Origin of the sequence: Streptomyces sp. P9(2023) (assembly GCF_032436795.1) — a bacterium.
In the GTDB taxonomy this organism is placed as follows: domain Bacteria; phylum Actinomycetota; class Actinomycetes; order Streptomycetales; family Streptomycetaceae; genus Streptomyces.
The window spans coordinates 64,395-77,983 of the sequence record NZ_JAUPWM010000032.1 but is presented as its reverse complement, the minus strand read 5'-3'; the positions used below and the strand labels follow the sequence as shown (position 1 = coordinate 77,983).

The window sequence follows — 13,589 nt, the reverse complement described above, 5'->3', positions numbered from 1 at the left end:
TCATCGGCACCATCGACACCAACAACGTCCTCAAGGACGTCACCGTCATCCCTGAAGGCGCCTTCGCCACAGACTGGCAGGAGATCGCCTTCCTGCGTCCACCGGGCAAGCCGTCCTACCCGTGGGCCTTCCTGCTGGTCCAGTTCAGTGACGCCACGACTCCGCCTCCCTTCACTCGCCAGCGCTTCGAAGAGATGTTCACGACCGCGGGCGCGGGGCAGTTCAACCTGGTCGATTTCTACCGGGAGATGTCCCACGGGAATCTCGACCTCAGCACCTCACGCGTGTTCGGCTGGCACCGGCTTTCCCAGAAGGTATCCGACTACGTCGGGTCGGGAGGCAACCCGCAGGGCCGCAGGGACCTGATCACCTGGGCGCGCCAGGCCACGCTCAACGCGGGCGACAGCCTGTCGCCCTATGCGAACCGGATCTTCGTCGTCACCCATCCCCCCACGGACCTCTTCGGCATACCGGAGGGCGCCGTTTCCGGCGACGGCAGGGATTCGGCAGGGATGACGTCGCTGTCCCCGAGCCTTGTCGGACACGAGATGGGGCATGTCCACGGTCTCGACCACTCTTGGGGTGGAGGGTACGAGTACGGGGACCACTGGGACGTCATGAGCAACCGCACCCCCTATATGGCGCCGCATCCGGTCTATACGGAGCTGGACAGCGCAGGCCGGCCGATCTGGCGGATCGGCCCCGGTCTGAACGCCGCCGCCATGTGGGGCAAGGGATGGCTCGACATGACGCGCGTCTGGCAGGCGGGAGGCACGGAGACCGACGCGCTCGTCGACCTGCGACCGCTCCACCGGCATGACCTCCCCGGCCACCTCTGCGCGCGCGTCGGCCCGTACTTCTTCGAGTTCCGTGTCAAGGAACGCTGGGACGCGGCGATTCCGGAGCCTTGCGTGTTGGTGCACGAGCTCACCTACAACAGGTCGTATCTCCTCACCGCGACCGAGAGCGGCGGCAGGCAGGACCTTCGGGAGGGCGACGAGTTCGTCCGCGGGGACCCCAACGATCCGACGGGAGCGAGTCCTCTGGTCCGAGTCAAGGTGCTGGACATGGACGCCGCCGCGCGGACGGCGCGGCTCAGTGTGACGCAGCGGCCGGATCTCCGGTTCATGGCCGGACCCGAGACGCGGCTCTTCGGGGCGGAAGGCGTTGGCGGTGGGCTGATCGTCATCGGCGGGAAGGTCGTGGACGTACCGCCCGGCTCACCGCTCTCCGCCACGATCGAGGAGATCGCCCAGCACCTCCAGGAGACAGGGGCGACCGTCGCCGCGGACGGCGAAGGCTATCTGCATGGGAACTTCCTGCGCGCGATCGCCTCCTTGACGGACCTCGTGTCTCGGATGGAATCGCCGTGTGTGCCCCATGACGTGGTGCGGACCGACCAGGTCCCGGCGTCCGCGTCGGCCGCCGCGCATGCGGGCAGCGACTGAGGGCGACGGCGAGTCGGCGTCCCGGAGAGGGAGCGCGCAGGCGTTCCCTCTCCGGGACGGCACGTGCACTCGGCAGCGGCCGACCGGTGGGCATGGCTGGTGTTCGCGGCCACACGCAGCTCCGCCTCGCGCGGCCGCTCGTCGCCGACCTCCGACCGCCTTGGCAGCTGCCAGCAGAACCGAACAAACTCACCCCCGTGCGTGTCCGGCGGGGGTTCAAAAACCTTCTCAGGCTGCCGTCCTGGCCGTCCGACGTTAAACGACAAGCTTGGTGCCTGTTTCTGAACTCCCGCGTCCACATGGCCGCGAGGTGGGAAGGGGGCGACGAGAACTCAGTTGGCCCGGACCACAGCGGTGTGCAGTTCGCGTACGCCGCTGGTGCGGGGGTGCCGCTCGGCCAGCTCGTGGACGATGCTGCGGATCGCGGGTCGGTCCCGGACCTCACCGGGACTCGCCCGGTAGGCGTCCAGCAGGGCGCGGGCGGTCTGCTCGGGCCGCCGCCATGCCCACCAGGCTCGCGCCATGTCGGTGCCCATGCGGGCCCTGCGCTCGGCCGTTGGGAACTGCGCGGGGCGCAGGTTCTTGCCGGCTTCCAACGCGGCGCCCGCGTCCCCGAGTGCCCAATGGACGCCGACGGCGTACAGGTCGACGGATGCCGGGCTGATCGGGAAGAGCCGCCCCGCCGGCGCGGTGGGAGGCAGCGAGCGGGAGGCGCGACGGGCCTCCTCGATCATCGACAGGGCAGCTGCGCGCTGCCCGCCCCGGGCGGCTGTGTACGCCAGCGTGCACAGCATCTGTGCATACGCGGCGGCGGAGGCGCCTGTGCGCAGTCCGGTTGCTTCCACGTCGGCCGCCGCCGAGACCATCAGGCGCTGGGCGGCGGTGTTCTGGTCCTGGTGCCGGAGCACGATCGCCAGCTCGCGGGCTGCTGCTGCGGCTGCGAGCGGGGAGCCTGAGACCTGGGCCCAGGTGCGGGCGCGGTCCGCGGTGAGGCGCGCGCGGTCGTACGAGCCGAACTTGATGAGGACGGCGGAGGCGAGGCTGTAGAGGGAGGAGAGCCGGGCTTGGTCGAGCTCGTGGCGGGAGGCAACGGCTGCGTGCGCGTCGGCGAATAGGCCTGGAAGCACGGCGAGCAGCTGTTGGTGCTCGCCCTTGTCGTAGAGCGTGCGGGCGGTGGCCAAACGGGCGTTCAGCGGCCCGGCCCCCGGGGGCGGGGGAGCATCGGCCAGGGCCTCGTCCAGGCCCATCAGCAGGGCGGCCGGTCCGGCCGCCACCGTGGCGGTGAGCAGCGTGCGGCGGCGCATGGGGTCCTCCTCGGCGTCACGCGGACTGGCCGTCACTCTAGTGGCCGTCGCTGCTGTGGCAGGGAGTGGCGCCAGCGAAGTCACCAGGATGTGTGGGGGGACGCCGACTTCGAGCGCCGCACGGTGCACTAGAGCGAGGTCGATGACCCGTGTGCGGCGCTCCAGCCGGGAGACCGTGGCCGGCGAGCAGCCGAGCCGGTCACCGAGGACAGCCAGGGTCCAGGCGCGGTGCTCCCGGCCGAGCCGGATCAGGGCTCCCGGGCGCCGCTGTGCGACCATCTCGCGTGCTCCCGTGCTGTTCCAGAGCGGGTCAACGGGCACTGGCCCCTCCCACGCCGCACGACCGAGGCTTCCACGGTACGGGCGCCGGCCGGCACTGTCGAGACGCTTTGCAGAGCATGCAAATGCCTTGCACAGCAGGACAGTTGATGGCTCTTCAGCCGGTCGGGGCGATGTTCTGGATGTACCGCCCCGACCTGCGGGGCACCCGTCCACCGGAGGCACCCATGACCACCGCCGTCTCTTCCTCCCTGGCCACCGACCCGACGACCGGTCCCGTTCGCTCCGTGCGTGAGGTCGTGCCGGCCGACCTGTGGGACAAGCAGGTCGCGCTCCTCATGCGCGACTACCCGTACGACTCGGTCATGGCCACCCGCGTCCTCGGCCAGGGCTACGCGTACCTGCTGACCGCGATGGGGCACCGGGGCGAGGGCCTGGGGCTCGCGCCCAGCTCGCTCGTCGACATCGGCGTCCACACGATCATCCTCGACACCGTGACCTACGCCGAGCTGTGCGACGAGCACAACGACGGGCGCTTCCTGCACCACGTGCCCGATGTCGACTTCAAGAACGACGGATCGGTGATGAAGACGGCCCACCGCGTCGCCGCCGACGGATGGGAGGTCGACCTGCCGCTGTGGGCCGACGCCTCCACCTGCGGCCCGTGCCACCAGGGGAACGACTCGCACTGACCGCCCCCGCGCTCGGGTAACTCGGGGCTCGGCCTCTCGGCCGGGCCCCGAGGCACGTCCGGGTGAGTTCCCGCCGAACCCGCCCGCAACGTGGCCGCTCCCGCCAGGATGAAGCGGGTGACGACCACCACCACCACAGACCTCTGGCACCACTTCGGCCGCACCCGCGCCACCATCGACCGCACCGTCCCGGCCGCCTTCTACTGGGCGTGGAGCCAGGCCAGCGGGCCCGGACCGGACGTCCTCGGCGACCTGACCGGGCTGTGCGTGGGCGACCTTGGCGCCGGCGCGGCCCGGCACGCCGCCCACCTGGCGACCCGCCACCAGCCGGCCCGGGTCGACGCGGTCGACGCCTCCCCCGCACAGAACACGATGGCCACCGACCTCTTCGGCCACCTCGCACCGCGCCTGCGCATTGTGCCCTCCGATGTGGTCGACCACCTGCGCTCCATGCCCGGCACCTACGACGTGCTGTACAGCGTCTTCGGCGCGATCGATTTCACCGAGCCGCGCGAGTTGCTGCCGGCCGCTGCCGCCGCGCTGCGGCCCGGCGGACGGCTGGTGTTCTCCACTCTCGCCCACTACCTCAGCGGCGCACCCGCCCAGCCAGACGTCGTGCACGCCGACATCCCCGCGAAAACACCGACCGGGGAGACGACCACGATGCGCCGCTGGGTGCTCCAAGAGCACGTGTGGACCAAACTCCTGGACGAAGCCGGATTCACGGACATCGATGTCGACGTCCTGTCCGCCACCACCGACGGGCCTCGCACCGCCGGCACACAGCTGGTGACAGCTGTTCGCCAGGCCACCTGAATTCCCGATGGCGCGGGGGAGGACCCCCGCACGTCGGTCCGTGGGTCGTGAGCCTTCTGGCGCCGTAAAACGGGCCGGGGGTGGTGGGGGTGGGCGGTGGGGGTGGCCGGGTGCCGGGCTGCCCGGAGCGGGTCGCCTGCGTGCGGGCCGGTCAGCGCGCGGGCGGGACCGGTTCGGCCGAGTGCGTGCCGTCAGCCCCGGGGCGGGCACGCCGGCCCGAGGTCAGGCCCGCCTACGGCCCGGCGGCCCAGGCCGGCACTGTGGCGCCCCGGCCCAGGCCGCCCAGTGGCCCCGGGGCCGGCCCTCCCCAGGTTCGGGCGCTCGGTCCGTTAGCGCTTCGCCACGAAGACGTGGGCTGCTACCTCGGCGTCCAGTTCGGCGGCCTCGCCGCTGCTGCCTACCAGGATGCCGCCGGCCGACTCCGTCACGCTCACCACCGAGCCGGGCTGGACGCCCGCGCGGCGGAGGGTGTACATCAGCTGGGCGTCCGTCTGGATCGGCTCGCCGATGCGGCGGACGATCACCGTCTTGCCGTCCGAACCCGGGTCCAGGTCGGCGAGGGACACCATGGAGTCGTCCAGGAAGGCCTCCGCCTCGGCCTTCTCGCCCAGCTCCTCAAGGCCCGGGATCGGGTTCCCGTACGGCGACTCGGTCGGGTGCCGCAGCAGCTCCAGGACGCGGCGCTCCACCGCCTCGCTCATCACGTGCTCCCAGCGACAGGCCTCCGCGTGGACCTGCTCCCACTCCAGGCCGATCACGTCCACGAGCAGGCACTCCGCGAGGCGGTGCTTGCGCATCACGCGCGTCGCGAGGCGGCGGCCCTCGTCCGTCAGCTCCAGGTGCCGGTCACTGGCGACCGCCACCAGACCGTCCCGCTCCATACGGGCCACCGTCTGGCTGACCGTGGGGCCGCTCTGATCGAGCCGCTCCGCGATCCGGGCGCGCATGGGGACCACACCTTCCTCTTCCAGTTCGAGGATGGTGCGGAGATACATCTCCGTGGTGTCGATCAGTCCGGACATACGTGCCCCTCGATGAGTCGTGCGCTGGCCCTGCACCAATTCTGACGCATCACACCGACAACCGTGCCGCGCGGGGGAAACGAGGGGCAAAGACGGTATTGACAGAGCAATGGTCCAGACCGCACGGTGATCCGCGACACGACGACAAGGAGCTTCGGGAATGGGCGACAGCGCGCGCGAGTCCAAGCTGGCAGGGCAGTTCTTCGATGCCGCGATCGGCCTGCTGCAGCAGGTCCGCGACCAGGACGCCGGGGAGATCGCCGCCGCCGGAACCGCGATCGCCGAGACCGTCGCCGCCGGCGGCAGACTCTTCGCCTTCGGCGCCGGCCACTCCTCCCTGGCCGCCCAGGACGTCGTCTACCGGGCCGGCGGCCTCGCCCTGATGAACCTGCTCGCCGTCCCCGGCGTCGTCGGCGTCGACGTCATGCCCGCGACACTCGGCTCCGCCCTGGAGCGCGTGGACGGCCTGGCCGGCGCCGTACTCGACTCCTCGCCCGCCAAGGCCGGCGACGTACTGATCATCGTCTCCCTCTCCGGCCGCAACGCCCTCCCCGTCGAGATGGCGATGAACGCCCGCGCCCTCGGCCTGACGGTGATCGGCGTCACCTCGGTGGCGTACGCGACGGAGACGAAGTCCCGGCACGTCTCGGGGACGTACCTGAAGGACCACTGCGACATCGTCCTCGACTCGCGCATCGCGATCGGCGACGCCGAGCTGACCCACGAGGGCATCGAGGCGCCGTTCGCCCCCGCCTCGACGGTCGTCACCAGCGCCCTGATGCAGGCCACGATGGCCGCCGCGGCCGAGGAGATGGTCCGGCTCGGCATCGAACCGCCGCTGCTGCGCTCGGGGAACGTCGACGGCGGGCACGAGTGGAACGGCCGTGTGATGAACGAGTACCGCGACCGGATCTTCTTCCGGCACTGAGCCGACTCAGGCCGCGAAGCGGACCCGGACCGTCAGGCCGCCACCCGCCGCGTTCGCCGTCGCCGTCACCCTCGCGTCGTGGGCGCGGGCGATGGACTCGACGATCGAGAGGCCGAGGCCCACGCCCTCGCCGGGCGCCTGGGTACGGGCGGCCAGGCGGCGGAAGGGTTCGAAGAGCAGGGGCACGGTGTCCGCCGGGACGACGGGACCGGTGTTCGTGACCTCGATGCCGTCCGGTCCGGTACGGACCCCGACGCGGCCGTCCGGGACGTTGTGCCGGACGGCGTTCGCGACCAGGTTGTACGCCAGCCGGTCCAGCAGGACCGCGTCGCCGCCCACCGTCAGCGGCCGGGCGTCCAGCGAGACGGTGATCCCGCGCTCGGCCGCCTCGGCCGCCAGCGCCTCCACCGCCCGCGCGGCGACCTCGTGGACCGCCACCGGGCGCCGCTCGCGCAGCCCCTGCTCGCATGAGGCGAGCAACAGCAGCCCGTCGATGGTCCGTTCACTGGCGTCGGCGACCTCGATCAGCTTCTCGCGGATCCGGGCCACCCGCTCCGGTCCCGGCTCCCCCGCGAGGCCGATCTCGGCGGCCGCCCGCTGCACGGCGACCGGGGTACGCAGCTCGTGCGCCGCGTTCGCGGCGAACCGCTGCTGGGCCGAAACCAGCCGTTCCATCCGCCCCAGCATCCCGTCGAAGGTGTCCGCGAGACGCTTCAACTCCCCCGGCGGCCCGTCCAGGGCGATCCTCCCCCAAGGACTTCGTCCAGGGGGGACCCCCAGCAGGTTCTCCCCGGAGAGCCGACGGGCCGTTTCCGTGATCACGGCGACCGGGCGAAGCACCCGGCCCGCCATCCACCAGGCGAGCACGACGGAGAGGACGGCGTACGCGGCGAGGACGAGCAGGGAGACCGTGAGGAGGCGCTCAAGGGCGGCGCTCTCGGCCGCGTCGCTCAGCGTCCGGGTGATCGCCAGGCCCGGGGTGACGCCGGGCGGCATCGGCGCCGGGCTCGTGCGGATGGCCGGCGTCCACTGGGGGCTGGGAGTGGCGGCGGGCAGGTCCTGAAGCCGCTGCGCGGGCACGGCCGTCGTCATCGCCACGCTGATCGACGAGTACAGGCCGTCCTTGACCAGGACGTAGACGACTCCGGTGAGCAGTACGCCCGCGAGGAGGAGGAGTCCGCCGTAGAGGGCGGTCAGGCGGGCGCGTTCGCCGCCCATGACGTTCCGTACAGCCGTCCGCATGTCCGTCCGCGTGTCCGTCCGCATGTCCGTCCGCATGTCCGTCCGCGTGGCCGTCTTCATGTCCACCCTCATCACGCGATCCGGTAGCCCGCGCCCGGCACCGTCTCCACCACCGGCGGCTCGCCGAGCTTGGCGCGGAGCTTGCTCAGGGTGACGCGTACGGCGTTCGTGCGGTAGCTGGTGTGCTCCTCCCACACCTGCTCGATCAGGTCCTCGCCGCTGACGACGGCCCCCTCGGCCCGCAGCAGCGCCTCCAGGACCGCGAACTCCTTCCGCGACAGGTGCAGGTGCCGTCCGTCGCGGCTCGCCTGACGGCGGGCGGTGTCCAGGACGATCCCGGCGCGTTCGAGGACGGGCGGCAGCGCGGGCCGGGCGCGGCGGCCCAGGGCGAGGACGCGGGCGAGCAGCTCGTCGTACGCGAAGGGCTTGGCCAGGTAGTCGTCGGCGCCGAGCCCGAGGCCCTCGACCCGGTCCCGTACCGTGCCGGCCGCCGTCAGCATCAGGACCCGGGTCATCAGCCGCTGCTCGACCACCCGGCGGCAGACGTCGTCGCCGTGGACGCCTGGCAGGTCGCGGTCGAGGACCATGACGTCGTACTCCCCGAACTGGAGCTTCCGCAGGGCCTCCAGGCCGTCGGCCGCGACGTCCACGGCGAGCGCGTCGCGGCGCAGCCCCTCGGCGATCATCTCGGCGAGAAACGCCTCGTCCTCCACCACCAGTACGCGCATGGCCCCTGTCTATCCGACCGGGGCTTTCGTCTCCGTAAACCGATCCGCTGAGAGAAACGAAACCCCTCCCCCGCGCACGCTGCGGGCATGACGACGAGCACCCGACGTACCCGACGTACCCGAGAGACGTTTCAGCTGGCCGCCGCGGCCTCGATCGCCGCGCTCTGCCTCCTGACCACCGCGTGCACCGCGGACAACGGCAAGGCGGACGGCGCGAGCGAGAGCGTGAGCGACGAGGGCAAGAAGGCCGATCAGGCCCTGGAGCACCGTAAGTGCCTGCGCGAGCAGGGCCTCGACGTGCCCGAGCCGAAGCCGGGCGAGGAGGGCGTCGGCCTGACCATCGGCGGCGACGGCATGTCCAAGGAGAAGATGGAGAAGGCGTTCAAGGCCTGTCAGGGCAAGGGCGGGGCCGGCCTGGGGAAGGAGCCGACGCAGGCCGAGAAGGACAAGATGATCAAGTACGCCCAGTGCATGCGGAAGAACGGCTTCGACATGCCCGACCCGACCTTCGGCGGCGGCGGGATGACGGCGGCGCGGCCGATACCCCAGGGGGAACAGGCCAAGAAGTTCGAGAAGGCCAACAAGGCGTGCGAGAGCGTGACGCGATGAGCCGGCGCAGGCTCGTGGCCGCTCTGGCGGCGATCGTCGTCGTCGCGGGCGCGGGTGTGGCGGTGACCGCGCTGGCCGCGCCCGAGGAACGCCGGTCCGCCGCGGATTCGGACCAGCCGCCCGCCACGACCCCGATCACGCGCGGCGACCTGAGCGACAGCGCCCAGCAGGACGGCACGCTCGGCTACCTCGGCGAGCGGAAGATCAACGCGGGCCCGTCCGGGATCCTCACCCGGATCGCCCCGAGCGGCTCCGTCGTCGAGCGCGACGAGCGGCTGTACGAGGTCGACGGCAGGCCCGTGCGCCTGATGTACGGCGCCGAGCCGATGTACCGGACGCTGAAGACCGGCGACAAGGGCAAGGACGTCCGGCAGTGGGAGGAGAACCTCGCCGCGCTCGGGTACGTGGGCTTCACGGTGGACGAGGAGTACACGAAGAAGACCGCCGAGGCCGTGAAGCGCTGGCAGAAGTCCCACGACCTGAAGCGGACGGGGACGGTCGGCCCCGACACGATCGCGTTCGCCGGGAGCGCGGTACGGGTCAAGGAGGCGGGCGCCGCGACGGGCGACCAGGTGGGGCCGGGGCGGCCGGTCCTCACGGTGACGGGCTCGGAGCGGGTCGTACGGTTCAAGTTGCCTGTCTCGGAAGCCGGTTCGGCGAAGACCGGCACCCGGGTCTCCGTACAGCTGCCGGACGGGACGACGGCGGCGGGGAAGGTGTCGTCGGTGGGCAGGACGGCGTCGTCGGGCGACGATCCGCAGGACCGGACCCCGAAGATCGACATCACGGTCTCCTTCGACGCGCCCGGCAAGGTCACGGGCGTGGACCAGTCCCCGGTCACCGTCGACCTCACCGGCGAGACGCGGAAGAACGTCCTGTCCGTACCCGTCAACGCGCTCCTCGCCCTGCCGGAGGGCGGCTTCGGCGTCCAGGTCGTCGAGAACGGCCGGGCGCGGGACGTCGAGGTCGAGCTGGGGATGTTCGGGCAGGGCCGGGTGGAGATCAGCGGCGCGGGGCTGCGCGAGGGCATGAAGGTCGGGGTGCCGTCGGTATGAGGAGTACGAGTACGGATACGGGCACCGGCACCGGCACGAGTACCAGTACGAGTACCAGTACGGTCGTCCGGCTCTCCGGCGTCACCAAGGAGTACGCGGGCGGGGTCACGGCCCTCGACGGCGTCGACCTCACCGTCGGCGCCGGGGAACTCCTCGGCATCGTCGGCCCGTCCGGGTCCGGCAAGTCCACGCTGCTGCACATCGTCGGCACCCTGGACCGGCCGAGCGCCGGAACGGTGGAGATCGCCGGCCACGACGTGGCCACGCTGACCGACCGCCGGCTCTCCGCGCTGCGCTCGCGCCACATCGGCTTCGTGTTCCAGGCCTTCCACCTGGTGCCCGGGGTCGGCGCGCTGGAGAACGTCGCCGAGGGGCTGCTGTACTCCGGGCTCCCCCGCGCGCGGCGGCGGGCGCTGGCGGCGGAGGCGCTCGCGCGGGTCGGGCTCGCGGACCGGATGAAGCACCGCCCGCACGAGCTGTCCGGCGGGCAGAAGCAGCGGGTCGCCATCGCCCGCGCGGTGGTCGGCGAACCGGACCTGCTGCTCGCCGACGAGCCGACGGGCGCGCTGGACTCGGCGTCCGGCGAGGCGGTGATGGACCTGTTGCACGCGCTGAACGAGCAGGGCGCGACGATCGCGGTCATCACCCACGACACCGAGATCGCGGCCCGGCTGCCGCGCCAGGTCCGGATCCGCGACGGCCGGGTCGTGGCGGACACGGCGTACGGAAAGGTCGCGGCGTGAGGGCGGCGCGGGGCTCGCGGCGGGCGTTGAAGGCCGCGCGGCTCGGGCCGCGGGACGTCCTGCACGTCGGCTCGGCCGGGCTGCGGAGCCGACCCGTACGGGTGGTGCTGTCGGCGCTCGGGATCGCCATCGGGATCGCGACGATGATCGCGGTGGTGGGCATATCGGCGTCCAGCCAGGCCCAGTTGATGCGGCAGCTCGACGCGCTCGGTACGAACATGCTGGTGGCCAAGCCCGGCGAGGGGATGTTCAGCGGGGAGGAGGTCGAACTCCCCAAGGACGCGGTGGGGATGGTCGGCCGGATCGACGGCGTCGAGGAGGTAGGCGCGACCGGCGACCTGGACCGTACCGTCCGGCGCTCGGAGAAGATCCCGGAGGGCGAGACGGGCGGCATCGCGGTCAAGGCGGCGACGGAACGGCTGCTGGCGGTCCTGCGCGGCGGAATGGCGTCCGGTACGTGGCTGAACGCGGCCAACGGACGTTACCCGTCCGTTGTGTTGGGTCATGTCGCGGCCGAGCGGCTCGGCATCACGGAGCCGGGCCGGCAGGTCTGGATCGACGACCGGTACTTCACCGTCGTCGGCATCCTCGAACCGTTGCCGCTCGCGCCCGAGGTCGAACGTTCGGCGCTGGTCGGCTGGGAGGGCGCGCAGCGGCTGCTCGGCTTCGACGCTCATCCGACGGCGGTGTACGAGCGGTCCACGGACGCGTCCGTACGGACCGTCCAGCGGCTGCTCGCGCCGACGATCGACCCGGAGAACCCGCAGAACGTGTCGGTCGGCGACCCGTCGGCGGCGCTCCAGGCGAAGGCGGCGACGGAGGGGGCCTTCTCCACGCTGCTGCTCGGCCTGGGCGGGATCGCGCTGCTGGTGGGCGGTGTCGGCGTCGCCAACACCATGATCATCTCGGTGCTCGAACGCCGCCACGAGATCGGCCTGCGGCGGTCGCTGGGCGCGACGAGGGGCCAGATCAGGATCCAGTTCGTGACGGAGTCCCTGATGCTGTCGGGCCTGGGCGGCCTGGCTGGCCTGGCCCTCGGCGGCGCGGCGACGGGCGTGTACGCGTCCGCGGGCGACCTGCCCTGGGTGGTCCCGCCGTGGGCGGTGGCCGGTGGCTTCGGCGCGACGCTGGTGATCGGCACGGTGGCGGGCCTGTACCCGGCGGTACGGGCGTCCCGGCTGTCCCCGACGCTGGCCCTCCAGGCGTAGGAGGCGTAGAGGCTGTTCCGGGCGGTGTGGGGGACGAGGGGCGGGGCGGCCGAGCGCGCCCCGCCCCCGTACCGTCTCGCCCCCGCCGGTCGCCCGGGTCGCCCCGCCTCAGCCGCGTACCGTCTCGCCCCCCGCGCACACGCCCGCCAGGTCCAGTGAGGACGCGATCCGTACCGCCACCGCCTCCGCGAAGATCGCGTCCGGGCGTTCGAAGGGGGTGCGGGAGGCGGCGCGGAGGAAGGTCACGGCGCCGAGGGTGCGGCCCCGGCTGCGGAGGGGGAGGCACAGGGCGTGGACCGCGTCGCGCGGCCAGAAGCGTTCCGTCGCCCAGTCCTCGGCTCTCGCCGCGCCGGGCGCCGATGCCCGTACCGGGCCCGTACGGGCCAGGGCCTGGAGGACCGGGTGGGCCGAGGGGTAGCGGAGCGGGATGCCGCCGCCCGCGACCGGCACGACGGGGCCCGGCTCGCCCGCCGGGGTCGTCGCCAGCCGTACGAGCCGCCGCTCCCCCGCCGCCACGTCGATCAGCGCGTGGTCGGCGAAGCCGGCGAGCGCGAAGTCGAGCAGGACCGTCGCCGCCTCCCTCGGGTCCTCGCATTCGGCCGCGACCGCGCCCGCGCGGTGCAGTTGGCTGTACCGGAAGCGCAGCCGGTCCGCCTCCTGCTCGGCGAGGCGCTCCTCCGTGACGTCCTGGAACAGCCACCCCACGCCCAGCGGCACCGGTTCCTCCGCCAGCGGCGACGCAAGGCGCACGAACCCGCTGCGCCAGCACCGCCGCCGCTCGCCGTCCGCCGACTTCAGCGTCACCCACACCTCGGCCGGGGCCTTCGGCGCGCCCTCCGCGAGCACGTGCTCAAGGGCGCACTCCAGCTCCTCCAGGCCCTGCGTGACCAGCTCCCCGAGCGGCCGCCCGAGCAGCGTCGTCCGCCCGGCGCCCATCGCCCGCGCCGCGTACCCGTTGACGACGGCCGGCCGCAGGTCCACGTCCACGAGGACGACGCCCCAGGACGCGTCCTCGAAGAGGGCCTCGCTCAGGGCGATCGAGCGCTCCAGGTCGATCTGCGCGTGCACCTCGCTGAACGCGCAGTACACCCCGGCGGGCCTGCCGTCCGCGCCCCGCACGCCGGCGGACTGCGTCCGTACGAGAACGCGCCCGCCGTCCTTCCGTACCAACGCGAACTCGTGCACCAGCCGCCCCGGCGCCTCCATCGCGGCCATCACCCGAGCGAGCGCCTCCGCCGCGTCGGCGGGCCGCGCCGCCCACCCCTCGAACCCACGCCGCCCGACGGCCTCCACGGCCGACCAGCCGAGTATCCGCTCGGCCTCCTTGTTCCAGTGCGTGACGGTCCCGTCGGCATCGAAGGCACAGAGCGCCGCGTCCATCCCGTCGAGGAGCGCGGCGAGCAGATCATCCCCCGGCACAGACGTGGTCCCACCCCTGGCAGCACTCATCCCGGCACCCCCTGCAGGACGGTGTACGCGCGTGCATCCGCACGCCTCCGATCATTCAACTCGAAC

13 protein-coding genes and 1 pseudogene are annotated in these 13,589 nt (G+C 72.4%); 9 read left to right on the top strand and 5 right to left on the bottom strand.

The window, feature by feature from the left end; all coding sequences use genetic code 11:
- Nucleotides 1-1,448: hypothetical protein (locus tag Q5762_RS29145; RefSeq protein ID WP_315895240.1), on the top strand; the 1,448-nt coding region annotated here is incomplete at its 5' end.
- Nucleotides 1,449-1,523: 75 nt separating this feature from the next.
- A pseudogene (locus Q5762_RS29140) lies at nucleotides 1,524-1,675 on the top strand (transposase); the annotation flags it as partial.
- Between the two features lie 105 nt (nucleotides 1,676-1,780).
- Here Q5762_RS29140 and Q5762_RS29135 read toward each other — a convergent pair.
- Nucleotides 1,781-3,031 carry a helix-turn-helix transcriptional regulator gene (locus Q5762_RS29135; RefSeq protein WP_315895239.1) on the bottom strand — a complete coding sequence of 417 codons (1,251 nt, stop codon included), beginning with the start codon at nucleotides 3,029-3,031 and terminating at the stop codon, nucleotides 1,781-1,783.
- Nucleotides 3,032-3,258: 227 nt separating this feature from the next.
- Between Q5762_RS29135 and Q5762_RS29130 the strand changes: the two genes are divergently transcribed.
- Nucleotides 3,259-3,723, top strand: a complete 465-nt coding sequence (locus Q5762_RS29130) for a hypothetical protein (protein WP_315895247.1) — start codon at nucleotides 3,259-3,261, stop codon at nucleotides 3,721-3,723.
- Nucleotides 3,724-3,831: 108 nt separating this feature from the next.
- Nucleotides 3,832-4,539: a methyltransferase domain-containing protein gene (locus Q5762_RS29125; RefSeq protein ID WP_399495290.1), complete on the top strand. Its 708-nt coding sequence runs from the start codon at nucleotides 3,832-3,834 to the stop codon at nucleotides 4,537-4,539.
- 329 nt (nucleotides 4,540-4,868) lie between these two features.
- On the opposite strand, the gene Q5762_RS29120 is transcribed toward Q5762_RS29125, so the two are convergent.
- The gene (locus tag Q5762_RS29120) at nucleotides 4,869-5,561 is read right to left on the bottom strand and encodes a metal-dependent transcriptional regulator (protein WP_315895237.1); all 693 of its coding nucleotides are present in this window, start codon (nucleotides 5,559-5,561) and stop codon (nucleotides 4,869-4,871) included.
- 160 nt (nucleotides 5,562-5,721) lie between these two features.
- Between Q5762_RS29120 and Q5762_RS29115 the strand changes: the two genes are divergently transcribed.
- A complete protein-coding gene (locus Q5762_RS29115; protein WP_315895236.1) occupies nucleotides 5,722-6,489 on the top strand; it encodes an SIS domain-containing protein in 768 nt (255 codons plus the stop codon).
- Between the two features lie 6 nt (nucleotides 6,490-6,495).
- Here the strand turns inward: Q5762_RS29115 and Q5762_RS29110 are convergent, their stop codons facing one another.
- On the bottom strand, nucleotides 6,496-7,707 hold the full coding sequence (locus Q5762_RS29110; RefSeq protein WP_315895246.1) for an ATP-binding protein: 1,212 nt from the start codon (nucleotides 7,705-7,707) through the stop codon (nucleotides 6,496-6,498).
- 95 nt (nucleotides 7,708-7,802) lie between these two features.
- On the bottom strand, nucleotides 7,803-8,459 hold the full coding sequence (locus tag Q5762_RS29105; protein WP_315895235.1) for a response regulator transcription factor: 657 nt from the start codon (nucleotides 8,457-8,459) through the stop codon (nucleotides 7,803-7,805).
- Between the two features lie 87 nt (nucleotides 8,460-8,546).
- Between Q5762_RS29105 and Q5762_RS29100 the strand changes: the two genes are divergently transcribed.
- Genes Q5762_RS29100 through Q5762_RS29085 form a run of 4 tightly spaced genes read left to right on the top strand, consistent with a single transcriptional unit; the run spans nucleotide 8,547 to nucleotide 12,074 of the window.
- On the top strand, nucleotides 8,547-9,068 hold the full coding sequence (locus Q5762_RS29100) for a hypothetical protein (RefSeq protein ID WP_315895234.1): 522 nt from the start codon (nucleotides 8,547-8,549) through the stop codon (nucleotides 9,066-9,068).
- Nucleotides 9,065-10,123, top strand: a complete 1,059-nt coding sequence (locus Q5762_RS29095; protein ID WP_315895233.1) for a peptidoglycan-binding protein — start codon at nucleotides 9,065-9,067, stop codon at nucleotides 10,121-10,123. The genes Q5762_RS29100 and Q5762_RS29095 overlap by 4 nt, the downstream gene beginning before the upstream one ends.
- Nucleotides 10,120-10,866 (top strand): ABC transporter ATP-binding protein, encoded by a 747-nt coding sequence (locus tag Q5762_RS29090; RefSeq protein ID WP_315895232.1) that lies wholly within the window; start codon nucleotides 10,120-10,122, stop codon nucleotides 10,864-10,866. Before Q5762_RS29095 ends, Q5762_RS29090 begins: the two co-directional genes overlap by 4 nt.
- Nucleotides 10,863-12,074 carry an ABC transporter permease gene (locus Q5762_RS29085; RefSeq protein WP_315895231.1) on the top strand — a complete coding sequence of 404 codons (1,212 nt, stop codon included), beginning with the start codon at nucleotides 10,863-10,865 and terminating at the stop codon, nucleotides 12,072-12,074. The genes Q5762_RS29090 and Q5762_RS29085 overlap by 4 nt, the downstream gene beginning before the upstream one ends.
- A gap of 108 nt (nucleotides 12,075-12,182) precedes the next feature.
- Here the strand turns inward: Q5762_RS29085 and Q5762_RS29080 are convergent, their stop codons facing one another.
- Nucleotides 12,183-13,523 (bottom strand): PAS domain-containing protein, encoded by a 1,341-nt coding sequence (locus Q5762_RS29080; RefSeq protein ID WP_315895230.1) that lies wholly within the window; start codon nucleotides 13,521-13,523, stop codon nucleotides 12,183-12,185.
- Between the last annotated feature and the right edge of the window lie 66 nt (nucleotides 13,524-13,589).

What these genes read in the sequence shown, in the direction of transcription:
- Q5762_RS29130 (WP_315895247.1), top strand. Translation starts at nt 3,259, where the DNA reads ATGACCACCGCCGTCTCTTCCTCCCTGGCCACCGACCCGACGACCGGT.
- Q5762_RS29120 (WP_315895237.1), bottom strand. Translation starts at nt 5,561, where the DNA reads ATGTCCGGACTGATCGACACCACGGAGATGTATCTCCGCACCATCCTC.
- Q5762_RS29110 (WP_315895246.1), bottom strand. Translation starts at nt 7,707, where the DNA reads ATGGGCGGCGAACGCGCCCGCCTGACCGCCCTCTACGGCGGACTCCTC.
- Q5762_RS29125 (WP_399495290.1), top strand. Translation starts at nt 3,832, where the DNA reads ATGAAGCGGGTGACGACCACCACCACCACAGACCTCTGGCACCACTTC.
- Q5762_RS29135 (WP_315895239.1), bottom strand. Translation starts at nt 3,031, where the DNA reads ATGGTCGCACAGCGGCGCCCGGGAGCCCTGATCCGGCTCGGCCGGGAG.
- Q5762_RS29115 (WP_315895236.1), top strand. Translation starts at nt 5,722, where the DNA reads ATGGGCGACAGCGCGCGCGAGTCCAAGCTGGCAGGGCAGTTCTTCGAT.
- Q5762_RS29100 (WP_315895234.1), top strand. Translation starts at nt 8,547, where the DNA reads ATGACGACGAGCACCCGACGTACCCGACGTACCCGAGAGACGTTTCAG.
- Q5762_RS29090 (WP_315895232.1), top strand. Translation starts at nt 10,120, where the DNA reads ATGAGGAGTACGAGTACGGATACGGGCACCGGCACCGGCACGAGTACC.
- Q5762_RS29095 (WP_315895233.1), top strand. Translation starts at nt 9,065, where the DNA reads ATGAGCCGGCGCAGGCTCGTGGCCGCTCTGGCGGCGATCGTCGTCGTC.
- Q5762_RS29105 (WP_315895235.1), bottom strand. Translation starts at nt 8,459, where the DNA reads ATGCGCGTACTGGTGGTGGAGGACGAGGCGTTTCTCGCCGAGATGATC.
- Q5762_RS29080 (WP_315895230.1), bottom strand. Translation starts at nt 13,523, where the DNA reads ATGAGTGCTGCCAGGGGTGGGACCACGTCTGTGCCGGGGGATGATCTG.